General features: G+C 58.0%; 24 protein-coding genes, 1 tRNA gene and 1 other RNA gene. 25 read left to right on the forward strand and 1 reads right to left on the reverse strand.

Features of this window, described 5'->3' with window-relative positions; genetic code table 11:
- The coding region (gene carB, locus ACM62Q_RS04295; protein ID WP_415033927.1) for a carbamoyl-phosphate synthase large subunit at positions 1-1,365 on the forward strand (1,365 nt) is incomplete at its 5' end.
- 69 nt (positions 1,366-1,434) lie between these two features.
- Complete coding sequence (gene greA / locus ACM62Q_RS04300) at positions 1,435-1,911, forward strand: transcription elongation factor GreA (RefSeq protein WP_415033929.1); 477 nt, start codon at positions 1,435-1,437, stop codon at positions 1,909-1,911.
- 92 nt (positions 1,912-2,003) lie between these two features.
- On the opposite strand, the gene ACM62Q_RS04305 is transcribed toward greA, so the two are convergent.
- Entirely contained in the window at positions 2,004-2,354 is a 351-nt protein-coding gene (locus ACM62Q_RS04305; RefSeq protein WP_415033931.1) for a YhbY family RNA-binding protein, read from the reverse strand.
- Positions 2,355-2,390: 36 nt separating this feature from the next.
- Here ACM62Q_RS04305 and rlmE point away from each other — a divergent pair, with 36 nt between their 5' ends.
- The 23 genes from rlmE to dnaX all read left to right on the forward strand — a co-directional run bounded on the left by rlmE (position 2,391) and on the right by dnaX (position 25,096).
- A complete protein-coding gene (gene rlmE / locus ACM62Q_RS04310) occupies positions 2,391-3,008 on the forward strand; it encodes a 23S rRNA (uridine(2552)-2'-O)-methyltransferase RlmE (protein WP_415033933.1) in 618 nt (205 codons plus the stop codon).
- A gap of 53 nt (positions 3,009-3,061) precedes the next feature.
- Positions 3,062-4,942, forward strand: coding sequence for an ATP-dependent zinc metalloprotease FtsH (gene ftsH / locus ACM62Q_RS04315; RefSeq protein ID WP_415033935.1), 1,881 nt, complete (start codon positions 3,062-3,064; stop codon positions 4,940-4,942).
- A gap of 42 nt (positions 4,943-4,984) precedes the next feature.
- Entirely contained in the window at positions 4,985-5,812 is an 828-nt protein-coding gene (gene folP / locus ACM62Q_RS04320; protein WP_415033937.1) for a dihydropteroate synthase, read from the forward strand.
- Positions 5,813-5,846: 34 nt separating this feature from the next.
- A complete protein-coding gene (glmM, locus tag ACM62Q_RS04325; protein ID WP_415033938.1) occupies positions 5,847-7,202 on the forward strand; it encodes a phosphoglucosamine mutase in 1,356 nt (451 codons plus the stop codon).
- Positions 7,203-7,282: 80 nt separating this feature from the next.
- The gene (gene tpiA, locus ACM62Q_RS04330) at positions 7,283-8,050 is read left to right on the forward strand and encodes a triose-phosphate isomerase (protein WP_415033940.1); all 768 of its coding nucleotides are present in this window, start codon (positions 7,283-7,285) and stop codon (positions 8,048-8,050) included.
- A 17-nt stretch (positions 8,051-8,067) separates the two neighbouring features.
- Entirely contained in the window at positions 8,068-8,430 is a 363-nt protein-coding gene (gene secG / locus ACM62Q_RS04335) for a preprotein translocase subunit SecG (protein ID WP_415033942.1), read from the forward strand.
- 76 nt (positions 8,431-8,506) lie between these two features.
- Positions 8,507-8,591: transfer RNA gene (locus ACM62Q_RS04340), tRNA-Leu, on the forward strand.
- A 58-nt stretch (positions 8,592-8,649) separates the two neighbouring features.
- Positions 8,650-9,024 (forward strand): NADH-quinone oxidoreductase subunit A, encoded by a 375-nt coding sequence (locus ACM62Q_RS04345; RefSeq protein WP_415033944.1) that lies wholly within the window; start codon positions 8,650-8,652, stop codon positions 9,022-9,024.
- A gap of 9 nt (positions 9,025-9,033) precedes the next feature.
- Positions 9,034-9,510: a NuoB/complex I 20 kDa subunit family protein gene (locus ACM62Q_RS04350; RefSeq protein ID WP_415033946.1), complete on the forward strand. Its 477-nt coding sequence runs from the start codon at positions 9,034-9,036 to the stop codon at positions 9,508-9,510.
- Positions 9,511-9,528: 18 nt separating this feature from the next.
- Positions 9,529-10,134 carry an NADH-quinone oxidoreductase subunit C gene (locus tag ACM62Q_RS04355; protein ID WP_415033948.1) on the forward strand — a complete coding sequence of 202 codons (606 nt, stop codon included), beginning with the start codon at positions 9,529-9,531 and terminating at the stop codon, positions 10,132-10,134.
- Positions 10,127-11,380 carry an NADH-quinone oxidoreductase subunit D gene (locus ACM62Q_RS04360; RefSeq protein WP_415033950.1) on the forward strand — a complete coding sequence of 418 codons (1,254 nt, stop codon included), beginning with the start codon at positions 10,127-10,129 and terminating at the stop codon, positions 11,378-11,380. Before ACM62Q_RS04355 ends, ACM62Q_RS04360 begins: the two co-directional genes overlap by 8 nt.
- Positions 11,380-11,853: an NADH-quinone oxidoreductase subunit NuoE gene (gene nuoE / locus ACM62Q_RS04365; RefSeq protein WP_415033952.1), complete on the forward strand. Its 474-nt coding sequence runs from the start codon at positions 11,380-11,382 to the stop codon at positions 11,851-11,853. The genes ACM62Q_RS04360 and nuoE overlap by 1 nt, the downstream gene beginning before the upstream one ends.
- The gene (gene nuoF / locus ACM62Q_RS04370; protein WP_415033954.1) at positions 11,853-13,181 is read left to right on the forward strand and encodes an NADH-quinone oxidoreductase subunit NuoF; all 1,329 of its coding nucleotides are present in this window, start codon (positions 11,853-11,855) and stop codon (positions 13,179-13,181) included. The genes nuoE and nuoF overlap by 1 nt, the downstream gene beginning before the upstream one ends.
- 40 nt (positions 13,182-13,221) lie before the next feature.
- Positions 13,222-15,558, forward strand: coding sequence for an NADH-quinone oxidoreductase subunit NuoG (nuoG, locus tag ACM62Q_RS04375; RefSeq protein WP_415033956.1), 2,337 nt, complete (start codon positions 13,222-13,224; stop codon positions 15,556-15,558).
- On the forward strand, positions 15,559-16,605 hold the full coding sequence (gene nuoH / locus ACM62Q_RS04380; RefSeq protein ID WP_415033958.1) for an NADH-quinone oxidoreductase subunit NuoH: 1,047 nt from the start codon (positions 15,559-15,561) through the stop codon (positions 16,603-16,605).
- Positions 16,606-16,615: 10 nt separating this feature from the next.
- Positions 16,616-17,104, forward strand: a complete 489-nt coding sequence (nuoI, locus tag ACM62Q_RS04385; RefSeq protein ID WP_415033960.1) for an NADH-quinone oxidoreductase subunit NuoI — start codon at positions 16,616-16,618, stop codon at positions 17,102-17,104.
- A gap of 12 nt (positions 17,105-17,116) precedes the next feature.
- The gene (locus ACM62Q_RS04390) at positions 17,117-17,716 is read left to right on the forward strand and encodes an NADH-quinone oxidoreductase subunit J (RefSeq protein ID WP_415033962.1); all 600 of its coding nucleotides are present in this window, start codon (positions 17,117-17,119) and stop codon (positions 17,714-17,716) included.
- A gap of 15 nt (positions 17,717-17,731) precedes the next feature.
- Positions 17,732-18,040 carry an NADH-quinone oxidoreductase subunit NuoK gene (nuoK, locus tag ACM62Q_RS04395; protein WP_415034068.1) on the forward strand — a complete coding sequence of 103 codons (309 nt, stop codon included), beginning with the start codon at positions 17,732-17,734 and terminating at the stop codon, positions 18,038-18,040.
- 2 nt (positions 18,041-18,042) lie between these two features.
- The gene (gene nuoL, locus ACM62Q_RS04400) at positions 18,043-20,070 is read left to right on the forward strand and encodes an NADH-quinone oxidoreductase subunit L (protein ID WP_415033964.1); all 2,028 of its coding nucleotides are present in this window, start codon (positions 18,043-18,045) and stop codon (positions 20,068-20,070) included.
- A 32-nt stretch (positions 20,071-20,102) separates the two neighbouring features.
- Positions 20,103-21,587 carry an NADH-quinone oxidoreductase subunit M gene (locus tag ACM62Q_RS04405; RefSeq protein ID WP_415033966.1) on the forward strand — a complete coding sequence of 495 codons (1,485 nt, stop codon included), beginning with the start codon at positions 20,103-20,105 and terminating at the stop codon, positions 21,585-21,587.
- A 12-nt stretch (positions 21,588-21,599) separates the two neighbouring features.
- Positions 21,600-23,078, forward strand: a complete 1,479-nt coding sequence (gene nuoN / locus ACM62Q_RS04410) for an NADH-quinone oxidoreductase subunit NuoN (RefSeq protein WP_415033968.1) — start codon at positions 21,600-21,602, stop codon at positions 23,076-23,078.
- Positions 23,079-23,221: 143 nt separating this feature from the next.
- Positions 23,222-23,320, forward strand: an RNA gene (gene ffs, locus ACM62Q_RS04415) — signal recognition particle sRNA small type.
- 27 nt (positions 23,321-23,347) lie between these two features.
- Positions 23,348-25,096, forward strand: a complete 1,749-nt coding sequence (gene dnaX, locus ACM62Q_RS04420) for a DNA polymerase III subunit gamma/tau (protein ID WP_415033970.1) — start codon at positions 23,348-23,350, stop codon at positions 25,094-25,096.
- The last annotated feature ends 12 nt before the right edge of the window (positions 25,097-25,108 follow it).

A 25,108-nucleotide genomic window follows, 5' to 3' on the forward strand; every position in this document is an offset into this window, starting at 1 on the left:
CTGACGCTGGAAGACGTGCTGGAAATCTGCGCCATCGAGAAGCCGGAAGGCGTCATCGTCCAATACGGCGGCCAGACTCCGCTGAAACTTGCGCTGGCGCTGGAAGCCAATGGCGTGCCGATCATCGGCACGACGCCGGAATCCATCGACGTTGCCGAAGACCGCGAGCGTTTCCAGAAGCTCCTACACGACCTCGGCCTCAAGCAGCCGCCCAACCGCACCGCCCGCACCGAGGAAGAAGCCCTGCGCCTGGCGCAGGAAATCGGCTACCCGCTGGTGGTGCGCCCCTCCTATGTGCTGGGCGGCCGGGCGATGGAAATCGTTCATGAGCAGAAAGATCTGGAGCGCTACATGCGCGAGGCGGTCAAGGTGTCCAACGATTCGCCGGTGCTGCTCGACCGCTTCCTCAACGACGCCATCGAGTGCGACGTCGATGCGCTCTCCGACGGCAAAGAGGTTTTGATCGGTGGCGTCATGGAACACATCGAACAGGCCGGCGTGCATTCGGGCGATTCGGCCTGCTCGCTGCCGCCTTACTCGCTGACCCCTGCCGTACAGGACGAATTGCGCCGCCAGACCAAGCTCATGGCCAAGGCGCTCAACGTCTGCGGTTTGATGAATGTGCAGTTCGCGATCAAGGATGACGACGTCTATGTGCTCGAAGTCAATCCGCGTGCCTCGCGCACCGTGCCTTACGTCTCCAAGGCCACCGGCCTGCAGCTCGCCAAGATCGCTGCCCGCTGCATGGCCGGTAAGAGTCTGGCCGCGCAGGGCGTGACCAAGGAAGTGATTCCGCCGTATTTCTCGGTCAAGGAAGCCGTTTTCCCCTTCGTCAAATTCCCCGGCGTGGATACCATTCTTGGCCCGGAAATGAAGTCCACCGGCGAGGTGATGGGGGTCGGTCAGACCTTTGCCGAGGCTTTCATCAAGTCGCAGCTGGCGGCGGGCGTGCGTCTGCCAAGAAGTGGCAAGGTGTTCATGTCGGTGAAGGACAGCGACAAGCAAAAAGTCATCGATATTGCCCGCCATTTGGCCGAAGCTGGCTTTCAGCTGGTCGCCACGCGCGGCACGGCGCACGCCATCGAAGCCGCGGGTTTGCCGGTGCAGGTAGTGAATAAGGTGACCGAAGGGCGTCCGCACATCGTCGACATGATCAAGAACAATGAAATTGCCTTGATCATCAACACGGTGGAAGAAAAACGCGGTGCCATCAACGATTCGCGTTCGATCCGCACCTCTGGTTTGCAGGCGCGTGTCACCATCTACACCACGATCTGGGGGGCGGAAGCCGCTGCGGAAGGTATTCGTAATCTGGGCGAAATCGTGGTGTATCCGATACAGGATTTACACGCCGCACTCGCCTGATCCAACACTAATTCGCCGCCGGCCTTGCCTCGTTGTGGGTGCCGGCGGTTTTGCTTTTTGGGGAGAAAAATGAACAAGATTCCATTGACCGTCAAAGGTGCTGAACAGTTGCGCGAAGAATTGCAGCGTCTGAAAACCATCGAACGTCCGGCGGTGGTCGCCGCCATCGCCGAGGCGCGGGCGCACGGCGATTTGTCGGAAAACGCCGAATACGACGCCGCCAAGGAGCGCCAGGGTTTTATCGAGGGGCGCATCAAGGAAGTCGAAGGCAAGCTCTCGAACGCCCAGATCATCGACCCGGCCTTGCTCGATGCTGATGGTCGCTGCGTGTTTGGCGCGACGGTGGAAATGGAAGATCAGGATTCCGGCGCCAGCGTGAGCTACCAGATCGTCGGCGAGGACGAAGCCGACATCAAGGCCGGCAAAATTTCCGTCAATTCGCCGGTGGCGCGCGCCTTGATCGGCAAATATGCCGGCGATGTGGCGCAGGTGCAGGCCCCGGGCGGTATCCGTGAATATGAAATCATCGACGTGCGCTATGTCTGAATTGCCGGCAAGCTGGCGCGGGGGGCGGCGGCGATAGACAAAGGCAGAGTGAATCCAGGCCGCTGTGACTTTGGCGGCCTGAAATCATTCGTTCAGCCTTGAAAGCTGCGTTTGGTGCGCCGAGCGGGCGCTTTGGGCGGCGCAGACTTTTTGGCTTTGGCTGCAGTTTTTTCCGGGTTTTCCCGGTACACCACCAGCAATTTCCCGATATGCTGTACCGCCGCCGCACCAAGTTCCTGGCAGACGGTGGCAAGATAGCGCAGACGGTTGTCGCGGCTGTCGCCATAGACGCGGATTTTGATTAATTCGTGGGCGTTAAGGCAGGTGTCGATTTCTTTCAGGACGCTTTCGCTCAAACCGTTTTCAGCAATGGAAACGACCGGGTCGAGCCCGTGGGCAAGGGCGCGTAGTTCGCGAACCTGGGAAGAAGTCAGTGGCGGCATGTGTAAAACCTTTCAAAAACGGCATTTTACCGAAGAATGAAGCGAACAAGAACCAGTAAGGCCTGGATGCAAGAGCATGTGAACGATCATTTTGTGCAACAGGCCAAAAAAGACGGCTGGCGCTCGCGCGCGGCCTTCAAGCTGATGGAGATCGACGACAAAGATAAACTGCTCAAGCGTGGTGAGGTCGTGGTCGATTTGGGCGCGACGCCGGGCGGCTGGTCGCAGGTGGCGGTGGAGCGTGTCGGGGACAGCGGCTTGGTCTTTGCTCTCGACCTGCTCGAAATGGCCCCGATTCGCGGTGTGCACTTCATTCAGGGGGATTTTCGCGAAGAATCCGTATTGGCCGAATTGGAAAATCTGCTCGGAGCGCGCCAAGTTGGCCTTGTGATGTCCGACATGGCCCCCAATATATCGGGCATGGCGGTCACGGATCAGGCGCGCATGATGTATCTGGCGGAGCTGGGCTTGGAATTCTCCCGCGCCCACCTGAAACCGGACGGTGCTTTTCTGGTCAAAGTCTTTCAGGGCCGCGATTACGAGGCCTTCGTCAAAACCATGCGCGAGACGTTTTGCAGCGTGCAGGTACGTAAACCGGAAGCGTCGCGCGATCGTAGCCCAGAGGTTTATCTGTTGGGGCGCGGTTTGCGCTAAAAAATGTTTAGAATGCGGGTTTTATCGCAGGTCGCAGGCAAAGGAGTAGTCGCTTGAACAACATGTTCAAAAATCTCGCCGTATGGGTGGTGATCGGTCTGGTCTTGATGACGGTGTTCAACCAGTTCAATACCCGTCAGGTTGCGCCGGGGGCGATGGAATATTCGCAATTTCTCGACGAAGTGAAGCAGGGGCGGATCAGCAAGGTGGTGATGGAGGGGCGCACCCTGAAAGCCACCACCAATGACGGCAAGCGCATCACCAGCTACGCGCCGCCCGATTTGTGGCTGGTTTCCGACCTGCTCAAGTATGACGTCAAGGTCGAGGCCAAGCCGGATGAAGAGCCGTCTTTCCTGATGAGCATCTTCGTTTCCTGGTTCCCGATGCTGCTTCTGATCGGCGTCTGGGTCTTTTTCATGCGGCAGATGCAGGGCGGCGGCAAGGGCGGTGCTTTCTCCTTTGGCAAATCGAAGGCGCGCATGATGGACGAGGCGCAAAACAGCATCACCTTCGTCGACGTTGCCGGCTGTGACGAGGCGAAAGAGGAAGTGCAGGAAATCGTCGACTTCCTGCGCGATCCCTCCAAATTCCAGAAGCTCGGCGGGCGCATCCCGAAGGGGGTGCTGATGGTGGGCAATCCCGGCACCGGCAAGACCTTGCTCGCTAAGGCAATTGCCGGCGAGGCCAAGGTGCCGTTCTTCTCGATTTCCGGTTCCGATTTCGTCGAAATGTTCGTCGGTGTCGGCGCGGCGCGCGTGCGTGACATGTTCGAGAACGCCAAGAAGCACGCGCCGTGCATCATTTTTATCGACGAAATCGATGCCGTCGGTCGTCATCGCGGTGCCGGCTTGGGGGGCGGTAACGACGAGCGCGAGCAGACCTTGAACCAGTTGCTGGTCGAGATGGACGGTTTTGAAGGCCACTCCGGCATCATCGTCATCGCTGCCACCAACCGTCCGGATATTCTCGACCCGGCGTTGCTGCGCCCGGGGCGCTTCGACCGGCAGGTTGTGGTGCCTTTGCCCGATATTCGTGGGCGGGAGGAAATTCTCAAGGTGCACATGCGCAAGGTGCCGATCGCCAGCGACATCAAGGCCGACATCATCGCCCGCGGCACGCCCGGTTTTTCCGGTGCCGATCTCGCCAACCTGGTGAACGAGGCGGCCTTGTTCGCAGCCCGCGCCAACAAGCGCCTGGTCGATATGGAGGATTTTGAGAAGGCTAAGGACAAGATCATGATGGGGGCCGAACGGCGCAGCATGGTCATGACCGAAGAAGAAAAGATGAATACGGCTTACCACGAGTCCGGCCACGCCGTAGTCGCCAAACTGGTGCCGAAGTCGGATCCGGTGCATAAAGTCACCATCATCCCGCGTGGGCGCGCCCTCGGTTTGACCATGCAGTTGCCAGAGCAAGACCGTTACGCGTACGACAAGCAGTATCTTTTGTCGCGTATCGCCGTACTTTTTGGCGGGCGCATTGCCGAAGAACTGTTCATGAACCAGATGACCACCGGCGCCTCGAACGATTTCGAGCGGGCGACGTCCATGGCGCGCGATATGGTCACGCGTTACGGCATGTCTGATATGGGGGTCATGGTGTATGGCGAAAATGAAGGCGAGGTCTTTCTTGGGCGTTCGGTAACGCAGCACAAAAATGTCTCGGAAGCGACGATGCAAAAAGTCGATGCTGAAATTCGCCGCATTCTCGACGAGCAATACGCCCTTGCCCGGCAGCTTCTGGAAGACAATCGCGACAAGGTTGAAGCCATGACCCGCGCGCTGCTCGACTGGGAAACCATCGATGCCGAGCAAATCGATGACATCATGGCCGGTAAAGCGCCGCGCGCCCCCAAGCCGGTGCAAAGCATGGCCAAACCCATGCCGCCGGATGAAACCCCGGGGGCTGAACCCAGCGCCCCGGCCACCGCTTAAGTCATTTGGATTGCCGGAAGCGCACGCTTCCGGCATTTTTCCATGCGCGAACTCCACTGCGGCACCTACCGCCTGAGGCTCGATCGCCCCTTGCTCATGGGCATCGTCAATCTGACGCCGGACTCTTTTTCCGGAGATGGTCTGGCCGCCAACACCCGCCAGGCGATTGCACATGCACAACAGCAATGGCAAGCCGGAGCAGATATTCTCGACATCGGTGCGGAATCTTCCCGACCAGGGGCGCAGGCGACGCCGGAAGACGAAGAATTACGTCGCCTGCTGCCGGTGCTGCAGGAAGTGTGCCGCTGGGGTATTCCCGTATCGGTCGATACCTATAAACCAAAAATCATGCAGGCGGCCTTGGCGGCGGGGGCGAGCATGATCAACGATATCAGAGGGGCGCGTGACCATGAAACGCGTGCCCTGATTGCGGCCTCTGATTGTGCGCTATGCCTGATGCACATGCAGGGTGCGCCGGCCAGCATGCAGGATGCGCCGGTCTATGCCGATGTGTGTGCTGAGGTCAGTACTTGGCTGCGCCATGCGGCAAGCGATTGCCAAAATATCGGGATCGCCCGTGAGCGTTTGTTGCTCGATCCTGGTTTCGGCTTTGGCAAAACCTTGGCGCACAATCTCGCTTTGTTTAACGCACTCAAAGACGATATTTGGCAGGGTTTGCCGCTACTGGTCGGTGTTTCGCGCAAGCGTATGCTGGGCGAAATTACCGGGCGGCCAGTGCATGAGCGTCAGGCTGCCAGCATTGCCGCAGCACTTTTGGCTGCGCAGCGCGGTGCGGCGATGCTGCGCGTACATGATGTGGCGGCCACGCGCGATGCGCTGGCGGTGTGGGCGGCCGTCGAGAACACTTGATTCGATAAATAAAAACGCAAAGAGGGAAGGCAAAATGGGTAGAAAATATTTTGGCACGGATGGTGTGCGCGGACGCGTTGGACAAGCGCCTATTACGCCGGATTTCGTCATGCGCCTAGGCTACGCCGCCGGCAAAGTCTTGCTTGAGCAATATCCGATGCCGCCGGGCGAGCGCCCCAGCGTCTTGATCGGCAAGGACACGCGAATTTCCGGTTACATGCTGGAATCCGCGCTGGAAGCGGGGTTTTCGGCCGCCGGTGTAGATGTTTGCCTGGTTGGACCGATGCCGACGCCGGCCATTGCCTATCTTACGCGCGCCTTGCGTTTGCAGGCGGGCATCGTTATTTCTGCCTCGCACAATCCGTACTACGACAACGGAATCAAATTTTTCTCGGCGCAAGGCAGCAAGCTGCCGGACGCGCTGGAACAGGCGATCGAGGCCGGCATCGATCAGGAAATGCGTTGTGTGGATTCGGCGGCGCTGGGCAGAGTGCGGCGCATCGAGGATGCGCGCGGGCGTTATATCGAATTTTGCAAGAGCACCTTTCCCAATGAGCTTGATTTGCGCGGCCTGAAAATCGTTGTCGACTGCGCGCACGGGGCGGCGTACCACATCGCGGCCGACGTTTTGCATGAGTTGGGGGCTGAGGTCGTCAGCATCGGCGTGCAGCCCAATGGCCTGAACATCAACGACGGTGTCGGTGCCACGGCTCCGCAAGCCTTGGTGCAAGCCGTGCTGGCGCAGCGCGCCGATCTCGGTATGGCGCTCGACGGCGATGCGGATCGCATTCAAATGGTGGATGCGGCCGGTACGCTGTACGACGGCGACCAACTGCTTTACGCGCTGGTCAAGCATCGGGCGCAAAAAAACAAGGTGGCGGGCGTGGTGGGTACCTTGATGACCAATCTGGCCTTGGAGCATGCGCTTGCCAAGCTGGATATTCCCTTCGTGCGGGCGGCTGTCGGTGATCGCTATGTGGTGGAAATGCTGCATAAAAATGGCTGGCTTTTTGGCGGCGAAAACTCCGGCCATATCCTGGCGCTCGACCGGCACTCCACCGGCGATGGCATCATCGCCGGGCTGCAGGTTTTGGCTGCTTTACGCGAGAGCGGCGGCACGCTGGAAAAGCTTTTGGGGGATTTGCAGCTTTATCCGCAAGTTCTGATCAACGTGCCCGTCGCGCGTGGTTTTGCCTGGCAGGATTCACCGATGATCCAGGCGGCGCGCCAGGAAGCCGAAGTACGGCTCGCCGGACGCGGCAGAATCCTGCTGCGCCCTTCGGGCACGGAAGCTTTGCTGCGGGTCATGGTGGAAGGCGAAGATGCGGCGCTGGTCAAAGCCGCCGCCGAAAATATTGCGGCAGCCGTGCGCCAGGCGGCGGAGGATTAGCCGTGTTGTGCCGCCGCTGCATTGACCGGCTTTGGTCGTTATCGATATAATCCCGAGGTTTTCCCCACGGAGATAAGCGCGTGCGCCGTAAGCTCGTTGCTGGTAACTGGAAGATGCATGGCTCATTGGCGGCCAATGCGGCTTTGTTGACGGCGCTTTTGGCCGAAGCCGACACCTTCTCCTGCGAAGTGGCGGTGTGTCCGCCCTTCGTGTATTTGCCGCAGGCGCAGCAATTGCTGCAGGGCTCGGTCTTGCAGCTGGGGGCGCAGAATGGATCTCAGCATGCTGCGGGCGCATATACCGGCGAAGTGGCGGTGGCTATGTTGCAAGAATTTGGCTGCCGCTACGTTTTGCTTGGGCATTCCGAGCGGCGGGCGATTTTTGGCGAAAGCGATGCAAGCGTCGCTGCAAAATTTGAAGCCGTTCTGGCGGGCGGTCTGGTGCCGGTGCTGTGTGTCGGTGAAACGCTGGCGGATCGGCAGGCCGGTGAAACGCAAGCGGTGGTCGGGCGGCAGCTCGATGCCGTGCTCGCGCGTTTGGGTGCGGCTGCCTTAGGGCAGGGGGTCGTAGCCTATGAGCCGGTGTGGGCGATCGGTACCGGGCAGACGGCGACACCGGAAGAAGCGCAGGCTGTGCATCGTTTCATTCGGCAGCGCGTGGCGGCGAGTGATGCCGCAGTGGCAGCGAATTTGCGCATTCTCTATGGCGGCAGCGTCAAGGCGCAAAATGCCGGCGCTTTGTTTGCCCAGGCCGATATCGACGGTGGTTTGATTGGTGGTGCCGCCTTGGTGGCAGAAGATTTTCTGGCGATTTGTCGGGCAGCCGACAGAGCGTCTTCATTGCAGTAATACACGGATAGGTAAACATGAGCTGGATGTTCTCTTTGATTTTGACGGTACATATTTTGGTGGCGCTGGCGATTATCGGCCTGGTTCTGGTGCAGCACGGCAAAGGTGCGGATATGGGCGCAGCCTTTGGCAGCGGCGCTTCGGGCAGCCTGTTCGGCGCTTCGGGCTCAGCCAATTTTTTGAGTCGGACGACCGGTGTTCTGGCGGCAGTATTCTTTTTGACCAGCCTGTCGCTGGCGTATTTTGCCTCTGATAAGCCAAAAACGTCTGGCAGTCTGATGCAGGATTCGGTACAATCGCAGACTGTCTCGCCGGCCCCTGCTGGCGTGGCGAATGAACCGGCAGCTGCGGGTTCCAAGGCGCAGGATGTGCCGAAATAAAAATTTATTCCGCTGGCAAATGCATTTTTTGCCGGTGGGTAAAAAGTGGTAAAAAAGCAGTAAAAGAGCAATAAAAGCCGACGTGGTGAAATTGGTAGACACGCTATCTTGAGGGGGTAGTGGCGCAAGCTGTGCGAGTTCGAGTCTCGCCGTCGGCACCATAACGGGGTTGGTTGGTATATTCATCCGGCCTGATAAAAACTGACAATTTGGCGGCGGATGATGGAAGCGTATTTTCCGATCCTGATGTTTGTGTTGGTTGGGGTGGCGATTGGCGTGTTGCCGATCACCATGGGTTTTTTGTTGGCGCCGCGGCGTCCGGACCCTGAGAAACTCTCCCCCTACGAGTGTGGTTTCGAAGCTTTCGAAGATGCGCGCATGAAATTCGATGTGCGTTACTACCTCATTGCAATCCTGTTTATTCTTTTCGATCTCGAAATTGCTTTTCTGATTCCCTGGGGAACCGTGTTTGCGGACATGGCGGCTAATGAATCCTTGAAAGTATTTGGTTTTGTCGAGATGTTGATTTTCATCGCCATTCTGGCGCTGGGCGATATTTACGCCTGGGCCAAGGGCGCGCTGGATTGGGAATGAGGTTGCGTCATGGCGATTGAAGGAATTCTGCAAGAGGGCTTTGTCACCACTACGGCAGACAAGCTCATCAACTACATGCGCACTGGCTCGATCTGGCCGATGACTTTCGGTTTGGCCTGTTGCGCGGTGGAAATGATTCATGCCGGGTGTTCGCGCTACGATCTGGACCGTTTCGGCATCATTTTTCGCCCCAGTCCGCGCCAGTCCGACGTGATGATCGTGGCCGGCACGCTGACCAATAAAATGGCCCCGGCCTTGCGTAAGGTGTATGACCAGATGCCGGAGCCGCGCTGGGTGATTTCCATGGGTTCTTGTGCCAACGGCGGCGGTTATTACCACTACTCCTATTCCGTGGTGCGCGGCTGCGACCGGGTGGTGCCGGTCGATATCTATGTTCCGGGTTGCCCGCCAACGGCAGAAGCCTTGCTCTACGGGCTGATTCAGCTGCAGAACAAGATCCGTCGCACCAATACCATTGCTCGCTAAATTTCGAGGCCGATCCCTATGTCAGCCAAGCTGGAAGCGCTTTGCCAAAAATTGCAGGACCGTTTCGCGGACAAGCTTCAATCGACGAAACTTGCCCTGAACGAATTGACCATCGAGGTCGCCGCCGCAGATTACTTTGCCACGATGCAGGCGTTGCGCGATGAACCGGATTTTTTGTTTGCCGAATTGATCGATCTTTGCGGGGTCGATTATTCCACCTATGGCGACGGTGCCTGGCAGGGTAAGCGTTACGCCACCGTGGTACATCTGTTGTCGGTGGCGCATAACCTGCGTCTGCGGGTGCGCGTTTTTGCTGATGATGAAACTTTCCCGGTCACCGCTTCGGTGACGGCATTGTGGACCTCAGCCAACTGGTTCGAGCGAGAAGCCTTCGATCTTTTTGGTATTGCCTACACCGGTCACCACGATTTGCGCCGTCTGCTGACCGATTACGGTTTCATCGGTCACCCTTTCCGCAAAGATTTCCCGATTACCGGGCATGTCGAGATGCGTTACGACCCAGATCAAGGACGGGTGGTGTATCAGCCCGTTACCATCGCGCCTCGTGAAAATACCCCGCGCGTTGTGCGCGAAGAGACCTACGGGGATCCGAAACATGGCTGACATTCAGAGCTACACCCTGAACTTTGGGCCGCAGCACCCGGCCGCGCACGGTGTGTTGCGCATGGTGCTGGAGATGGACGGCGAAGTCGTGCGCCGCGCCGACCCACACATTGGTCTGCTGCATCGCGGTACGGAAAAACTCGCCGAACACCGCACCTGGGTACAGGCCATGCCCTACATGGACCGCCTGGATTACGTTTCGCCCATGTGTAACGAGCACGCCTATTGTTTGGGCGTGGAAAAGTTGCTGCAAATCGAAGTTCCGGAGCGCGGTAAGTACATCCGCACCATGTTTGACGAAGTCACGCGCATCCTCAATCACCTGTTGTGGATCGGCTGTCATGCGCTGGACGTCGGGGCGATGGCCATGGCGCTCTACACCTTCCGGGAACGCGAAGATTTGATGGATGCCTACGAGGCGGTCAGCGGAGCTCGTCTGCACGCGGCCTATTACCGTCCGGGCGGCGTTTATCGCGATTTGCCCGAGCGTATGCCGCAGTATCGTGAATCGACCTGGACCAGCGCAAGCAAGGCAAAATCGCTGAACGAAAACCGCAGCGGTTCTTTGCTCGATTTTCTGGAAGATTTCACCGAGCGCTTCCCCAAATATCACGGCGAATATCACACGCTACTCACCGATAACCGGATCTGGAAGCAGCGCTTGGTCGGCGTCGGGGTGGTTAGCCCGGAACGCGCCCTGCAACTTGGCTTCACCGGCGCCATGCTGCGCGGCTCCGGCATCGCCTGGGATTTGCGCAAGAAACAAACCTACGCCGCTTACGATAAGGTCGACTTCGACGTGCCGGTCGGTGTCAATGGCGACAGCTACGACCGTTATCTGGTGCGCATGGAGGAGATGATGCAATCCAATCGCATCATCAAGCAGTGCATCGCCTGGTTGCGCAAGAATCCGGGGCCGGTCATCACCGACAACTTCAAGGTGGCACCGCCCAAGCGCGAGGCGATGAAGTCGAATATGGAAGAGCTGATTCACCACTTCAAGCTCTTTAGTGAAGGGATACACGTCACGCCGGGCGAAGCCTATGCTGCGGTCGAGCATCCCAAGGGCGAGTTTGGTATTTATTTCATTTCCGATGGGGCCAACAAGCCTTACCGGATGAAGATCCGCGCTCCGGGCTATGCCCATTTGGCCGCGATGGACGAGATGGCGAAGGGGCACATGCTGGCCGACGTCGTCACGATCATCGGTTCTCAAGATATCGTTTTTGGCGAGATCGACCGCTGATGTTTTCCGCTGACACCTTAGAAAAATTTGCCCGCGAGGTCGCCAAATATCCGGCCGACCAGAAGCAATCTGCCGTCATGGCCTGTCTGGCGCACGCTCAGGAAGAAAAAGGCTGGCTGCCGCCCGAGGCGATCGAAGCAGTCGCCGCTTATCTCGGGATGCCGTCGATTGCTGCCTATGAAGTGGCGAGCTTTTACAATATGTACGACTTGAAACCGGTCGGTAAATACAAGATCACGGTGTGCACCAATCTGCCCTGTGCCTTGTCCGGCGGTAATCACGCGGCACAGTACGTGCAGCAGAAGTTGGGCATCGGCTTCAACGAAACCACGGCGGACGGCAAGTTCACCCTGAAAGAAGGCGAGTGCATGGGGGCTTGCGGTGATGCGCCGGTGTTCATCGTCAATAACCGCTCGATGTGCAGCCACATGCAGCCGGAACAAATCGACAAGTTGCTCGAGGAGTGCAAATAATGGCCATGATGGGGGCAATCAACCCGGTTCTGATGGCCGGTCTGGATGGCGATAACAGCTGGCGGCTGAAGGATTATGTGGCGCGCGGCGGTTACGAACAGTTGAAGCGCATTCTGCAAAATGGGCTGACCCAGGAAGATGTGATCGGCGAAGTGAAGAAATCGGTGCTGCGCGGTCGCGGCGGCGCGGGTTTCCCGACCGGTCTGAAATGGTCTTTCATGCCGCGCTCCTTCCCGGGCGACAAATACGTCGTCTGTAACACCGACGAAGGCGAGCCGGGTACCTTCAAAGACCGCGACATCATGCGCTACAACCCGCATGCCGTCATCGAAGGCATGATCATCGCCGGCTTTGCCATGGGGGCCACGCGTGGCTACAACTATGTGCATGGCGAAATCTGGGAGATTTACAAGCGTTTTGAAGAAGCGCTGGACGAAGCCCGCGCCGCCGGCTTGCTCGGCCAGAAGATTCTCGGCACGGAATTTGGTTTTGAGCTGTTCGCGCACCATGGTTACGGCGCTTACATCTGTGGCGAAGAAACCGCCCTGCTCGAGTCGATCGAGGGGAAAAAAGGCCAGCCGCGCTTCAAGCCGCCGTTCCCGGCCTCGTTTGGTCTGTACGGCAAGCCGACCACGATCAACAATACGGAAACCTTCGCTTCCATCCCTTTCATTTTGAACATGGGCGGCGAGGAATACCTCAATCTGGGCAAACCGAACAACGGCGGCACCAAGCTCTTCTCGGTGTCCGGCCACGTCAATCGCCCCGGCAACTACGAGATTCCGCTCGGCACGCCGTTCTCCAAGCTGCTCGAAATGTGCGGCGGCATGCGCGGCGGGCGCAAGCTGAAGGCGGTGATTCCAGGCGGCTCCTCGGCCCCGGTCATGCCGGCCGAGGTCATCATGGATTGCACCATGGATTACGACTCGATCAGCAAAGGCGGATCGATGCTGGGTTCTGGCGCGGTCATCGTGATGGACGAAACGGTGTGCATGGTCAAAGCGCTAGAACGTCTGTCTTACTTCTACCATGAAGAATCCTGCGGGCAATGTACGCCTTGCCGCGAAGGCACGGCCTGGATGTACAAGGTGGTGCAACGTATCGAAAATGGGCGCGGCAAGCCAGAAGATCTGGATTTGTTGAACAGCGTGCTGGGTAACATCGCCGGGCGCACCATTTGTGCCTTGGGCGATGCCGCGGCTTTCCCGGTGCAGAGCTTCATCAAGCATTTCCGCGCTGAATTCGAGCATCACATTGAACACAAAACCTGTCTGGTGCCCAAAGATGTGCAGTGGGCAGGCAGCGGGTTCCACAAAATTCCGGGCTAATCACCTGATTTGTTAAGAAAACTGGCTACAAGGTAGCGACATGCTAGATATCGAAATCGACGGCAAGAAGGGGCAGGTACCCGCAGGCAGCACGGTGATGGATGCCGCGCAGCAGCTGGGGGTGTATATCCCGCACTTTTGCTATCACAAAAAACTCTCCATCGCGGCGAGCTGCCGCATGTGTCTGGTCGAAGTCGAAAAAGCGCCGAAGCCTTTGCCGGCTTGCGCGACGCCGGTCACCAACGGGATGAAGGTATTCACTCACTCCGATCTCGCCGTCAAGGCGCAAAAAGGCGTGATGGAATTCCTGCTCATCAACCACCCGCTGGATTGCCCGATTTGCGACCAAGGCGGCGAGTGCCAGTTGCAGGATATGTCGGTCGGTTATGGGCCGATGCAAAGCCGCTATACCGAAGAAAAACGTGTCGTTTTTCACAAGGATGTCGGGCCGCTGATTTCCATGGAAGAAATGAGCCGCTGCATTCACTGCACGCGCTGCGTACGTTTTGGTCAGGAAATCGCCGGGGTGATGGAACTGGGCATGGCCAATCGCAACATGCATGCTGAAATCATGACCTTCGTCGGCCGTTCGGTGGATTCCGAGCTTTCCGGCAACATGATCGACCTCTGCCCGGTCGGCGCGCTCACCTCCAAGCCTTTCCGCTACACGGCGCGCGCCTGGGAATTGCAGCGCCGCAAATCGATCAGCCCACACGACTCCGTGGGGGCCAACCTGGTCGTGCAGGTCAAGCACGACAGCGTGATGCGCGTTCTGCCGCGCGAAAACGAAGCGGTTAATGAATGCTGGATTTCCGATAAGGAACGTTTCGCCTATCAAGCATTGAATTCCGAAGCGCGCCTGACCAAACCCATGGTGAAGCAGGGCGGTGAATGGAAGGAAGTGGATTGGAACGTGGCGCTCGATTACGTGGCGCATGCGCTCAAAGACATCGCCCGCGAACACGGCGGCGACGCGCTGGCGGCACTGGCGGCGCAATCTTCGACCTTGGAAGAAATGTATCTGCTGGCCCAGGTCATGCAAGGATTGGGCAGCAAAAACACTGATTTCCGCTTGCGTCAGAGCGATTTTTCGGCCGATACCCAGCGTGCCGGCGCGCCGTGGTTGGGCCTACCTCTGGCCGCGATCGAAACGCTCGATGCCGCCTTGGTGGTCGGCTCCTTCCTGCGCAAGGATCATCCGCTGATTGCCCAGCGTTTGCGGCAAGCGGCGAAGAAAGATACTGCCGTCAGTCTGCTCTCGGTAACGGCCGATGATCCGCTGATTGCCTTGCATGCACAAAAGACGGTCGCCCCTGCCCAACTGCTTGGCGCACTGGCTGGTGTCGTGCGCGCCGCCGCAGAAGCCAAGGGTGAGGCGATTCCGGCCGGTCTGGAAAATGTTGCCGCATGCGCAGGCTGCCGCAAAATGGCAGAGAGCCTGCTGGCGGGCGAGAAAAAAGCAATTTTCCTTGGCAATGTCGCCACCCAATCGCCGGATGCCGCGCAAATTCATCGCCTGGCGCTCGAGTTGGGCCGTATCACGGGCGCTACGGTGGGTTTCCTCGGCGAAGCGGCCAACACCGTGGGCGGCTATTTGAGCGGTCTGTTGCAAGGTGGCGCGAATGCGCGCAGCCTGTTCGAAGCACCGCGCAAGGGATATGTCCTCCTGGGCGTGGAGCCGGAGCTGGATTGCGCCAATCCGCAGGCGGCCATGGCGGCACTGGCACAAGCCGCTTTCGTGGTTTCCCTGTCGCCTTTCAAAAGCGAAGCTGCTTTGCAGTACGCCGACGCGATTCTGCCGATTTCGCCCTATACCGAAACCGCCGGCACCTTCGTCAATATCGAGGGCCGTGTGCAGTCTTTCAATGGTGTCGTTAAACCGCGCGGCGAAACTCGTCCAGCCTGGAAGCTCTTGCGTGTCTTGGGTAACGTGTTGAATTTGCCAGGGTTTGATTATCAAACCAGCGAAGAGGTGCGTGATATAGCGCTCAAGCAAGCCGGTGTCGAGTTTGCCGCCGGTCTGGATAACGCCTTGAACGGCGTGGCGATCCAGTTGCCGGCCGCGCAATCGCCGGCTTTGCAGCGTATTGCCGATGTGCCGATTCACTTTGCTGATGCCATGGCACGTCGCGCGCCGGCGTTGCAAAAGACGGCGGACGCCCGCGCACCACAGCTGCGAGCAAACGCGCAGACGCTGGCGCAGCTTGGGCTGACTGTTGGTGCGCAAGCCAAAGTCAGTCAGGGCAGCGGTTCGGCTGTCCTCACCGTCGCCCTCGATGCCGCCGTGCCGGATCAGTGTTTGCGTGTGGCTGCAGCGCATGCAAGCACAGCAACACTGGGTGCGATGTTCGGCGAAATCTCTGTGGAGCGTGCATAAATGGATGCCCTGATGAATTTCGGACAAGGTCTGTTCGGTGGTGCCTGGCCGGCGGTATGGACCTTACTCAAAATTGTTTGCATCGTTGCGCCTCTGATGCTGGGCTTGGCGTATCTGACCTGGTTCGAGCGCAAGGTTATCGGTTACATGCACGTGCGTATCGGCCCCAACCGGGTGGGGCCGTGGGGGCTGTTGCAGCCGATTGCCGACGGTTTGAAGCTTTTGCTCAAAGAAGTGGTGGTGCCGACCAACTCTTCCAAAGCAGTCTTCATCATTGCGCCGATGCTGGCCATCGCGCCGGCGCTGGCGGCTTGGGCGGTGGTGCCTTTCACCGATACCCTGGTGCTGGCCAACATCGATGCGAGCCTGCTCTACATTCTGGCCATGACCTCGATCGGGGTGTACGGCATCATTCTTTCGGGTTGGGCCTCCAACTCGAAATACGCCTTCCTGGGGGCCATGCGCTCTGCCGCGCAGATGATTTCCTACGAAATTGCCATGGGCTTTGCCTTGATCACCGTTTTGATGATCGCGGGCAGCCTGAATTTCGTCGATATCGTTCAAGGTCAGGCAGAAGGGCGTTTTGCTGATTGGGGCTTGGGTTTCCTTTCCTGGAACTGGCTGCCGCTCTTGCCGATGTTCCTCGTCTATCTGATCTCCGGTACGGCGGAGCTGAACCGCGCGCCGTTTGACCTGGCCGAAGGCGAATCGGAAATCGTCGGCTTCCACGTCGAATACTCGGGCATGGCCTTCGCGCTCTTCTTCTTGGCTGAATATGCCAACATGATTCTGGTCGCCGCGCTGACCACGCTTCTTTTCCTGGGTGGCTGGCTGTCACCGGTGGGCTTTCTGCCCGATGGCATCTGGTGGATGTTTGCCAAGATGGTCTTCATCCTCTTCCTCTTCCTGTGGTTCCGCGCCACCTTCCCGCGTTACCGTTACGACCTTTTGATGCGCCTGGGCTGGAAAGTCTTCCTGCCGCTGTGTTTCTTCTGGGTCATCATCGTTGGCGCGTGGATGATTTCACCGCTGACCATCTGGAATTGAGGAGAGAAGCATGGGTTCGATGAAGGAAATCTTCGGCAGCCTCTTCCTCAAAGAGCTGTTGAAAGGCATGGCGGTGACGGGGCGGTATTTCTTCGCCCGCAAGATTACCGTGCAATATCCTGAGGAAAAAACGCCGCAAAGCGTCCGTTTTCGTGGTTTGCATGCTTTACGCCGCTATCCGAACGGCGAAGAGCGCTGCATTTCCTGCAAGCTGTGCGAAGCCATTTGCCCAGCCATGGCGATCACTATCGAGGCCGAGCCGCGCGACGATGGTTCGCGCCGCACCACGCGCTACGACATCGATCTGACCAAGTGCATTTTCTGCGGTTTCTGTGAAGAAGCCTGCCCGGTCGATGCGGTGGTCGAAACCCGCATTTTCGAATACCACGGCGAGAAGCGCGGCGATCTCTATTACACCAAAGAGATGCTGCTGGCCAATGGCGAGCGCTACGAAGCACAAATCGCCGAAGACCGCGCGTTCGACGCGCCCTACCGCTGACAGGGGCATGTGATGGAATTTCAAACCGTAGTTTTCCTGTTTCTTTCGGCCATCCTGATCTATGCCGGCCTGCGCGTGATTACCGCGCGCAATCCGGTGACGGCCGTGCTGCACCTGATGCTGGCTTTTTTCACCACCGGCGGTTTGTGGCTCATGCTGCAGGCCGAGTTTCTCGGCATCGCCTTGATCGTGGTCTATGTCGGCGCGGTGATGGTGCTGTTCCTGTTCGTGGTGATGATGCTCGATTTGAACTTTGACCAGCTGCGTCAAGGTTTTTGGCGCTATCTCCCCCTGGGGGCCATGGTCGGTCTGGTGATGGTGCTGGAGATGGGCCTCGTGCTGGGCAGCAAATATTTCCAGGCACCGCTGGCCGAAGCGGCGGTTGAGCCGGGGATTTCCAATACCCGCGAACTGGGTGCCCTGCTCGTCACGGATTATGTTTTTGCCTTTGAACTCGCCGCCGTCATTTTGCTGGTGGGGATGATCGCCGCCGTGGTGCTCACTTTCCGTGGCGGACCGAAGCGTTCCAAGGTGCCGAATCCGAGCACGCAGCTCTTCGTCAAGGCCCAGGACCGTGTGCACGTCCTGCAGATGCCGGTTGAAAAAGATTAATCCGGGATAACCATGCTGACACTGACTCTTTCCCATTTCCTGATTCTCGGCGCGATTCTGTTCGCCATTGCCGTGGTCGGTATCTTCCTCAACCGGAAGAATCTGATCGTGCTTCTGATGTCGATCGAACTGATGTTGCTCGCGGTGAATATGAATTTCGTGGCCTTCTCTCATTTCCTCGGGGATCTCAACGGGCAGGTTTTCGTTTTCTTCATTCTCGCCGTGGCTGCGGCCGAAGCGGCGATTGGCCTGGCCATACTGATCGTCTTGTTCCGCAATCTCAAGAGCATCCATGTGGATGACCTGGGCAGCCTGAAGGGTTAAACATGGACATGAAATCGCTCTATCTTCTCGTTCCGCTGGCGCCCTTGCTGGGTTCCATCATTGCCGGTCTGTTCTGCCGCGTGATTCCGCGCTGGCTTGCCCATACGGCAACCATCCTCGGCGTGGCGACCGCTTTTGGCGCGTCCGTGTTGATCTTCCAGGACGTCATGGCCGGCAACACCTATAACGGCCCGGTCTATCAGTGGATGACGAGCGGGGACTATCACTTCGAAGTGGGTTTTCTGATCGACAGCCTGACCGCCACCATGATGTTGGTGGTGACTTTCGTGTCTTTGATGGTGCATATCTACACTATCGGTTACATGCAGGAAGACCCGGGCTATAACCGCTTTTTCAGCTACATCTCCTTGTTTACCTTCTCCATGCTGATGCTGGTGATGGCCAATAATTTCATGCAGCTTTTCTTCGGTTGGGAGGCGGTGGGCCTGGTGTCCTATCTGCTGATCGGTTTCTGGTATACGCGGCCGACGGCGATTTTCGCCAACATGAAAGCTTTTTTGGTGAATCGTGTCGGTGACTTTGGCTTCATTCTCGGTATTGGCCTGATTCTGGCCCACTTTGGCTCGCTCGATTACGCCGAAGTGTTCAAGCAGGCACCGGACTTTGCCAACACCACCATCAACATCTGGGGTGCGCAAGAATGGTCTTTGATGACGGTTGCCTGTATCTGCCTGTTCATCGGCGCCATGGGTAAATCGGCGCAGGTGCCATTGCACGTTTGGCTGCCGGACTCCATGGAAGGCCCGACGCCGATTTCGGCGCTGATCCACGCGGCAACCATGGTGACCGCCGGCATCTTCATGGTGTCGCGCATGTCGCCGTTGTTTGAATTGTCCACCACGGCACTCTCCTTCGTTATCGTGATCGGGGCAATTACCGCCTTGTTCATGGGTTTTCTCGGCATCATCCAGAACGACATCAAACGCGTGGTGGCGTATTCGACCCTGTCGCAGCTGGGCTACATGACGGTTGCCCTCGGTGCGTCCGCCTACTCGGTGGCCATCTTCCACCTGATGACGCACGCCTTCTTCAAAGCGCTACTCTTCCTTGCCGCCGGCTCCGTGATCATTGGCATGCACCACGATCAAGACATCCGCAACATGGGCGGGCTGCGCAAATACATGCCGATAACCTGGATTACCTCCTTGATTGGCTCGCTGGCGCTGATCGGCACCCCGTTCATGGCGGGTTTCTACTCCAAAGACTCGATTATCGAGGCGGTGAAGTTCTCCAATATTCCGGGTTCTGGTTTCGCTTATTTTGCTGTGCTGGCCGGTGTTTTCGTCACTGCTTTCTATTCCTTCCGTATGTATTTCCTGGTCTTCCATGGCGAGGAGCGTTTCGGCAAGGGGGATCATCATGACCATCACGGTGATCACGATGACGAAGAAACCTCGCACGACCACCACCACGGCCTGGCCCCCGGTCAGAAGCCGCACGAAACGCCTTGGGTGGTGACCCTGCCGCTGGTGCTGCTGGCGATTCCGTCGGTGATCATTGGTTATATCGGGATCGGCCCGATGGTCGCCGGGGAGTATTTCAAGGATGTGATTTACGTCGACGCCGCTGCGCATCCGGCGCTGGCGCAGTTCCTCGAGCATTTCCACGGCGCGGCCGCGATGGGCCTGCACGCCTTCTCGACGCCGCCGTTCTATCTGGCGCTGGCGGGGGTGGTCTTGTCCTGGTTTTTCTATATGAAACGCCCGGATATCCCGGCAGCCATCCAGCGCCGCTTTGGCCTGGTCTATGAGCTTCTGGAAAACAAATACTACTTCGACAAGATCAACGAATTCGTCTTTGCCGGCGGAGCCCGAGTTTTGGGCAAGGCGCTGTGGCGTGGCGGTGATGTCGGCTTGATCGACGGACTCATCATCAACGGTTCGGCCAAGCTGGTTGGTTGGGTGGCTACCATCAGCCGCTTGTTCCAGACGGGCTATGTCTATCACTATGCCTTCACGATGATTATTGGCCTCCTGGCGCTGATGACGCTGTGGTTGAACCGCGTATAAGCTGAAACGTTCGCAGAAAAGCAAGGAACAACATGTCGAATTACCCGCTGCTCTCTCTCGCCGTCTGGGTGCCTATTTTGGCCGGCGTCATCGTCTTGATGACCGGAGGCGACCGTAATGCTCCGCTGGCCCGGATGCTGGCCTTACTGGGTGCCGTTGCCGGCTTCCTCGTGACCATCCCGCTGTGGACAGGTTTTGATGTTGCGCACTCCGGCATGCAATTTGTCGAACTGCATACCTGGATTCCTCGCTTCAACATCAATTACCACTTGGGCGTTGATGGTATTTCCATGCTCTTTGTGGTTTTGAATGCCTTCATCACCATCATTGTCGTGGCCGCCGGCTGGGAAGTGATTCAAACCAAGGTGGCGCAATACATGGCGGCCTTCTTGATCATGTCGGGTTTGATGAACGGCATCTTTACCGCCCTGGACGGTATTCTCTTTTACGTTTTCTTCGAAGCTTCGCTGATTCCGCTTTACCTGATCATCGGCGTTTGGGGTGGCCCGAACCGCGTCTATGCGGCAATCAAGTTCTTTCTTTACACCCTGTTTGGCTCCCTCCTCTTTCTGGTTGCCCAGATGTATCTGTTTTTCAAGTCGGGCGGCAGCTTTTCGATTCTCGACTGGCATCAGTTGCCGCTCGATCTGACACCGCAGATTTGGGTTTTCCTTGCTTTCTTGGTCGCCTTTGCCGTCAAGGTGCCGATGTGGCCGGTCCATACCTGGTTGCCGGATGCCCACGTCGAAGCGCCGACCGGCGGCTCCATCGTGCTGGCGGCGATCGGTCTGAAGCTCGGTGCCTACGGTTTCTTGCGCTTCTCACTGCCGATTGCCCCGGATGCTTCGCATGAGCTGGCCGGCTTGATCATCACGCTTTCCTTGATTGCAGTGGTGTACATCGGTCTGGTAGCGATCATTCAGGCTGACATGAAAAAACTCGTGGCGTATTCTTCCGTGGCGCACATGGGTTTCGTCACCCTGGGCTTCTTCATGTTCAGCCCGCTCGCCGTTGAAGGTGCGCTGGTGCAGATGATTTCCCACGGCTTCGTGTCGGGCGCGATGTTCTTCTGTATCGGTGTCATGTACGACCGTGTGCATAGCCGCCAAATTGCCGATTACGGCGGTGTGGTCAATACCATGCCGAAATTTGCCGCGCTCTTCATGTTGTTCACCATGGCTAATGCTGGTTTGCCGGCAACTTCTGGCTTTGTGGGCGAGTTCATGATCATTCTGGCTGCCGTCAAATTCAATTTCTGGGTGGCTTTCCTTGCCGCAACCTCGCTGATTCTTGCCGCGTCTTATTCGCTGTGGATGTATAAACGGGTGATTTTTGGCGATGTCGCCAACGACCACGTCAAGGAATTGACCGATATCGGTGGGCGCGAATTCCTGATTCTCGCTGTGCTGGCCTTGTGTACCCTGTGGATGGGTTTGTATCCGCAGCCTTTCACCGAAGTCATGCACACCTCGGTCAACGACCTGCTGCGCCATGTCGCCGTCAGCAAGATTCAATAAACGGTAGCCGTCATGTTCGAAAATTTCGCGATTCCTGATTTTCTGCCGGCGGCGCCGGAAATGTTCCTGGCCACCCTGGCCATGCTCATCCTGATGATCGACTTGTTTGCCAAGGATGCGCGCCACTCGCTCGCTTTTTGGCTGGCCCAACTGACCCTGCTGGGCTGCGCTTTCTTGCAGGTCTATACCAGCACACCGGGCGTGGTGTACAGCTTTAGCAACACCTTTGTCGATGACAGCCTGGCGGACCTGCTCAAGATCTTCGTTTATCTGACCATGATCGTCGTGCTCTTTTACTCGCGCACTTACCTGCTCGAGCGCCCGGAGATGAACAAAGGGGAGTACTACGTTCTCGCCCTGATGGCGACTCTGGGCATGATGGTGATGATTTCAGCCAATAATTTCATCACCGTGTATGTCGGTCTTGAACTGTTGTCGCTGTCGTTGTATGCCCTGGTGGCAATGAACCGCGATTCCTTGAGCGCGACCGAGGCGGCGATGAAGTATTTCGTGCTGGGTGCTCTGGCTTCTGGCCTGCTGCTCTACGGCATGTCGATGATTTACGGCGCAACCGGCAGCCTGGAAATTTCCGAAATCGCTCAATCCTTTGGCGCAGCGGACGGTAATCGCACGGTGCTGGTCTTCGGCCTGGTCTTTCTGGTCAGCGGTTTGGCCTTCAAGCTGGGTTTGGTGCCTTTCCACATGTGGATCCCTGACGTCTATCATGGCGCGCCGACGCCCGTTACCCTGCTGATCGGCTCTGCGCCCAAGTTTGCCGCCTTTGCTCTGGTCATGCGCCTTTTGGTGAGCGGTTTGCTGCCGCTCGCACAGGATTGGCAAGCCATGCTCATCATCATGGCGGTGTTGTCGATGGCAATTGGCAATCTGGCCGCCATTGCGCAGAGCAACATCAAACGCATGCTGGCCTATTCGGCAATTTCGCACATGGGTTTCATGCTGCTGGGCATCGTTACCGGGGTGGTCAGCGGCGACCCGCGTTATGCCTTGAATGCCTATAGCTCGGCGATGTTCTACGTCATCGCCTATGTGCTGATGACATTGGGTGCTTTCGGCGTCATTCTGCTCATGTCGCGTGCCGGCTTCGAGGCGGAAGAGTTGAATGATTACAAAGGCTTGAATAAGCGCAGTCCGTGGTTTGCGGCGATCATGCTGATGATCATGTTCTCCATGGCGGGCGTACCTTTCTTCATTGGTTTCTTCGCCAAATTCTCGGTCTTGCAGGCAGTGGTTGCCACGGGCGAAATCTGGTTGGCGATTGTTGCGGTAATTTTCTCCCTGATTGGCGCGTTCTACTATCTGCGTGTCGTTAAGCTGATGTATTTCGACGCCCCGGAAAGCGAAGCACCGATCGAGGCCGGTCTGCATCTGCGCCTGCTCCTTTCGGCCAACGGTGTGGCGGTGGCCTTGCTGGGGATCTTCCCGCAGGTGATCATGACCCTGTGCGCTTACGCCTTGATGACGTCGCTTTGATCACGTAGTAACTCAATAAACCAGCTGCCGATGCCCCGCCTGTGCGGGGCATCGGCGTTTTTGCTGCGCGCTGCACATAAAAATCGCCAACAAAATTCGGTAAAGAATTCGGTAAAGGCAGGGCCTGTGCTATGATTCGCGCCGGCGGGTCTCCCCGCATTGCAGGGTGGTGAACCTGGTCAGGTCCGGAAGGAAGCAGCCACAGCCATTAACTGCAAGTGCCGGGGGTTAGGCTCGCCACTTTCATTTTCTGCTTTGATGTGAGGCGCATGAGTTATCAGGTTCTCGCGCGCAAGTGGCGGCCGCGCAACTTCTCGACTTTGGTCGGCCAGGAGCACGTGGTGCGTGCGCTGACCCACGCGCTGACCGAACAGCGCCTGCATCACGCTTATCTTTTCACTGGCACGCGCGGGGTGGGAAAAACCACCATCGCCCGCATCCTCGCCAAATCATTGAATTGCGAAACCGGCATTGCCGCGCTGCCTTGCGGCCAGTGCAGCGCCTGCCAGGAAATCGATGCCGGGCGTTTCATCGATCTGCTGGAAGTCGACGCGGCGACCAATACCCGTGTCGATGAGATGCGTCAGCTTCTTGAAAACGCCACCTATGCGCCGACGCGCGGGCGCTTCAAGGTGTATGTGATCGATGAGGTGCATATGCTGTCCACCTCGGCCTTCAACGCGATGTTGAAGACCTTGGAAGAGCCGCCCGAGCACGTCAAATTCATTTTGGCGACGACCGATCCGCAAAAAATCCCGGTCACCGTGTTGTCGCGCTGCCTGCAATTTAACCTCAAGCAGATGCCGGTGCCGGCGATTGCCGGGCATCTGGCGCATATCCTGCAGATGGAAGGCATTGTCAGCGAGCCGGCGGCGCTCGGTTTGATTGCTCGTTCGGCCGGCGGCAGCATGCGCGATGCCTTGTCCTTGCTCGATCAGGCGATTGCGCACGGTGTCGGTCAGGTCGACGAGGCGCAGGTGCGCAGCATGCTGGGCAGTGTCGACCAAGATCATTTGTTTACCATTCTGGAAGCGCTGCACGCTGCCGATGCCGGAGGTTTGTTGCAAGTGGCGTCGAATCTTGCCCAGCGCGGGCTGTCGTTTGCCGTCGCCTTGCAGGAGCTGGCGGCACTTTTGACGCGCATTCAGGTATTGCAGTGTGTGCCGACGGCGGCCGACGAAGATGACCCCGACCGGGTGCGGACCCAGGCGCTGGCGGAAGCTTTGCATCCTGAATTCATTCAGCTGGCCTACCAGATCGTCACCGTCGGGCGCAGCGAACTCTCGCTCGCCCCGGACGAATACGCCGGTTTTCTGATGACCTTGTTGCGTTTGCATACTTTCCGACCGCGCAGCGTGGGCGATATCGTCGCGGCCTATCGACCGCCGCCTGCCGCGCCGCAGAACTCTCGGGCGGCAGCAGTACCGGCACGCCCATCGATGAGCGCCGCTCCCGATACGGCCACCAGAGTTGGTGCGGCATCGGCTGTTGCGCCGCTTGCAGCGCAAGCGCCTTCGCCGCCCACGCCGCCGTCCATTTCGCCTCCTGTGACGCCGCCCGCAACGGTAGCTGTTGATGAACAGCCAGAGCTCGCGGCTCCGGCGCAGGCCGCTGCCGCCGGGCAAGCGCCAGGTGGTTTGGCGCAGGATTGGCCAAATTTACTGACTGTGTTGCCCATCAGCGGTTTGGTGCGCACTTTGGCAGCACACTGTGAGCTGCGTGAATTAAGTGAAAGCCAGTGCCGTCTGTGTCTGCCCGCCGAGTTTTCGCACTTGCAGATGAAGCCGAACCCGGAAAAATTGCAGCAGGCACTGGCGGCGCATTTTGGACGCCCCCTCATTCTGACGATTGAAGCGGGCGAGGCGCTGGGTGAAACGCCGGCTGCCGCCCAGGGCCGTCAGCGCCAGGAGCGGCAGGCGCAGGCGGAAACGGCGATCAAGAACGATGATTTTGTACGCGAAGTGGCCGATTTATTCGCTGCCAAGGTTGTAGAAGCTTCCATTAAACCGATCGATTGACGGAGTATGTAA

It is taken from the genome of Azonexus sp., from assembly GCF_047638095.1.
In the GTDB taxonomy this organism is placed as follows: Bacteria; Pseudomonadota; Gammaproteobacteria; order Burkholderiales; family Rhodocyclaceae; genus Azonexus.

What these genes read in the sequence shown, in the direction of transcription:
- greA (WP_415033929.1), top strand. Translation starts at nt 1,435, where the DNA reads ATGAACAAGATTCCATTGACCGTCAAAGGTGCTGAACAGTTGCGCGAA.
- ACM62Q_RS04305 (WP_415033931.1), bottom strand. Translation starts at nt 2,354, where the DNA reads ATGCCGCCACTGACTTCTTCCCAGGTTCGCGAACTACGCGCCCTTGCC.
- rlmE (WP_415033933.1), top strand. Translation starts at nt 2,391, where the DNA reads ATGAAGCGAACAAGAACCAGTAAGGCCTGGATGCAAGAGCATGTGAAC.
- folP (WP_415033937.1), top strand. Translation starts at nt 4,985, where the DNA reads ATGCGCGAACTCCACTGCGGCACCTACCGCCTGAGGCTCGATCGCCCC.
- glmM (WP_415033938.1), top strand. Translation starts at nt 5,847, where the DNA reads ATGGGTAGAAAATATTTTGGCACGGATGGTGTGCGCGGACGCGTTGGA.
- secG (WP_415033942.1), top strand. Translation starts at nt 8,068, where the DNA reads ATGAGCTGGATGTTCTCTTTGATTTTGACGGTACATATTTTGGTGGCG.
- ACM62Q_RS04345 (WP_415033944.1), top strand. Translation starts at nt 8,650, where the DNA reads ATGATGGAAGCGTATTTTCCGATCCTGATGTTTGTGTTGGTTGGGGTG.
- ACM62Q_RS04350 (WP_415033946.1), top strand. Translation starts at nt 9,034, where the DNA reads ATGGCGATTGAAGGAATTCTGCAAGAGGGCTTTGTCACCACTACGGCA.
- ACM62Q_RS04355 (WP_415033948.1), top strand. Translation starts at nt 9,529, where the DNA reads ATGTCAGCCAAGCTGGAAGCGCTTTGCCAAAAATTGCAGGACCGTTTC.
- ACM62Q_RS04360 (WP_415033950.1), top strand. Translation starts at nt 10,127, where the DNA reads ATGGCTGACATTCAGAGCTACACCCTGAACTTTGGGCCGCAGCACCCG.
- nuoE (WP_415033952.1), top strand. Translation starts at nt 11,380, where the DNA reads ATGTTTTCCGCTGACACCTTAGAAAAATTTGCCCGCGAGGTCGCCAAA.
- nuoF (WP_415033954.1), top strand. Translation starts at nt 11,853, where the DNA reads ATGGCCATGATGGGGGCAATCAACCCGGTTCTGATGGCCGGTCTGGAT.
- nuoG (WP_415033956.1), top strand. Translation starts at nt 13,222, where the DNA reads ATGCTAGATATCGAAATCGACGGCAAGAAGGGGCAGGTACCCGCAGGC.
- nuoH (WP_415033958.1), top strand. Translation starts at nt 15,559, where the DNA reads ATGGATGCCCTGATGAATTTCGGACAAGGTCTGTTCGGTGGTGCCTGG.
- nuoI (WP_415033960.1), top strand. Translation starts at nt 16,616, where the DNA reads ATGGGTTCGATGAAGGAAATCTTCGGCAGCCTCTTCCTCAAAGAGCTG.
- ACM62Q_RS04390 (WP_415033962.1), top strand. Translation starts at nt 17,117, where the DNA reads ATGGAATTTCAAACCGTAGTTTTCCTGTTTCTTTCGGCCATCCTGATC.
- nuoL (WP_415033964.1), top strand. Translation starts at nt 18,043, where the DNA reads ATGGACATGAAATCGCTCTATCTTCTCGTTCCGCTGGCGCCCTTGCTG.
- ACM62Q_RS04405 (WP_415033966.1), top strand. Translation starts at nt 20,103, where the DNA reads ATGTCGAATTACCCGCTGCTCTCTCTCGCCGTCTGGGTGCCTATTTTG.
- nuoN (WP_415033968.1), top strand. Translation starts at nt 21,600, where the DNA reads ATGTTCGAAAATTTCGCGATTCCTGATTTTCTGCCGGCGGCGCCGGAA.
- dnaX (WP_415033970.1), top strand. Translation starts at nt 23,348, where the DNA reads ATGAGTTATCAGGTTCTCGCGCGCAAGTGGCGGCCGCGCAACTTCTCG.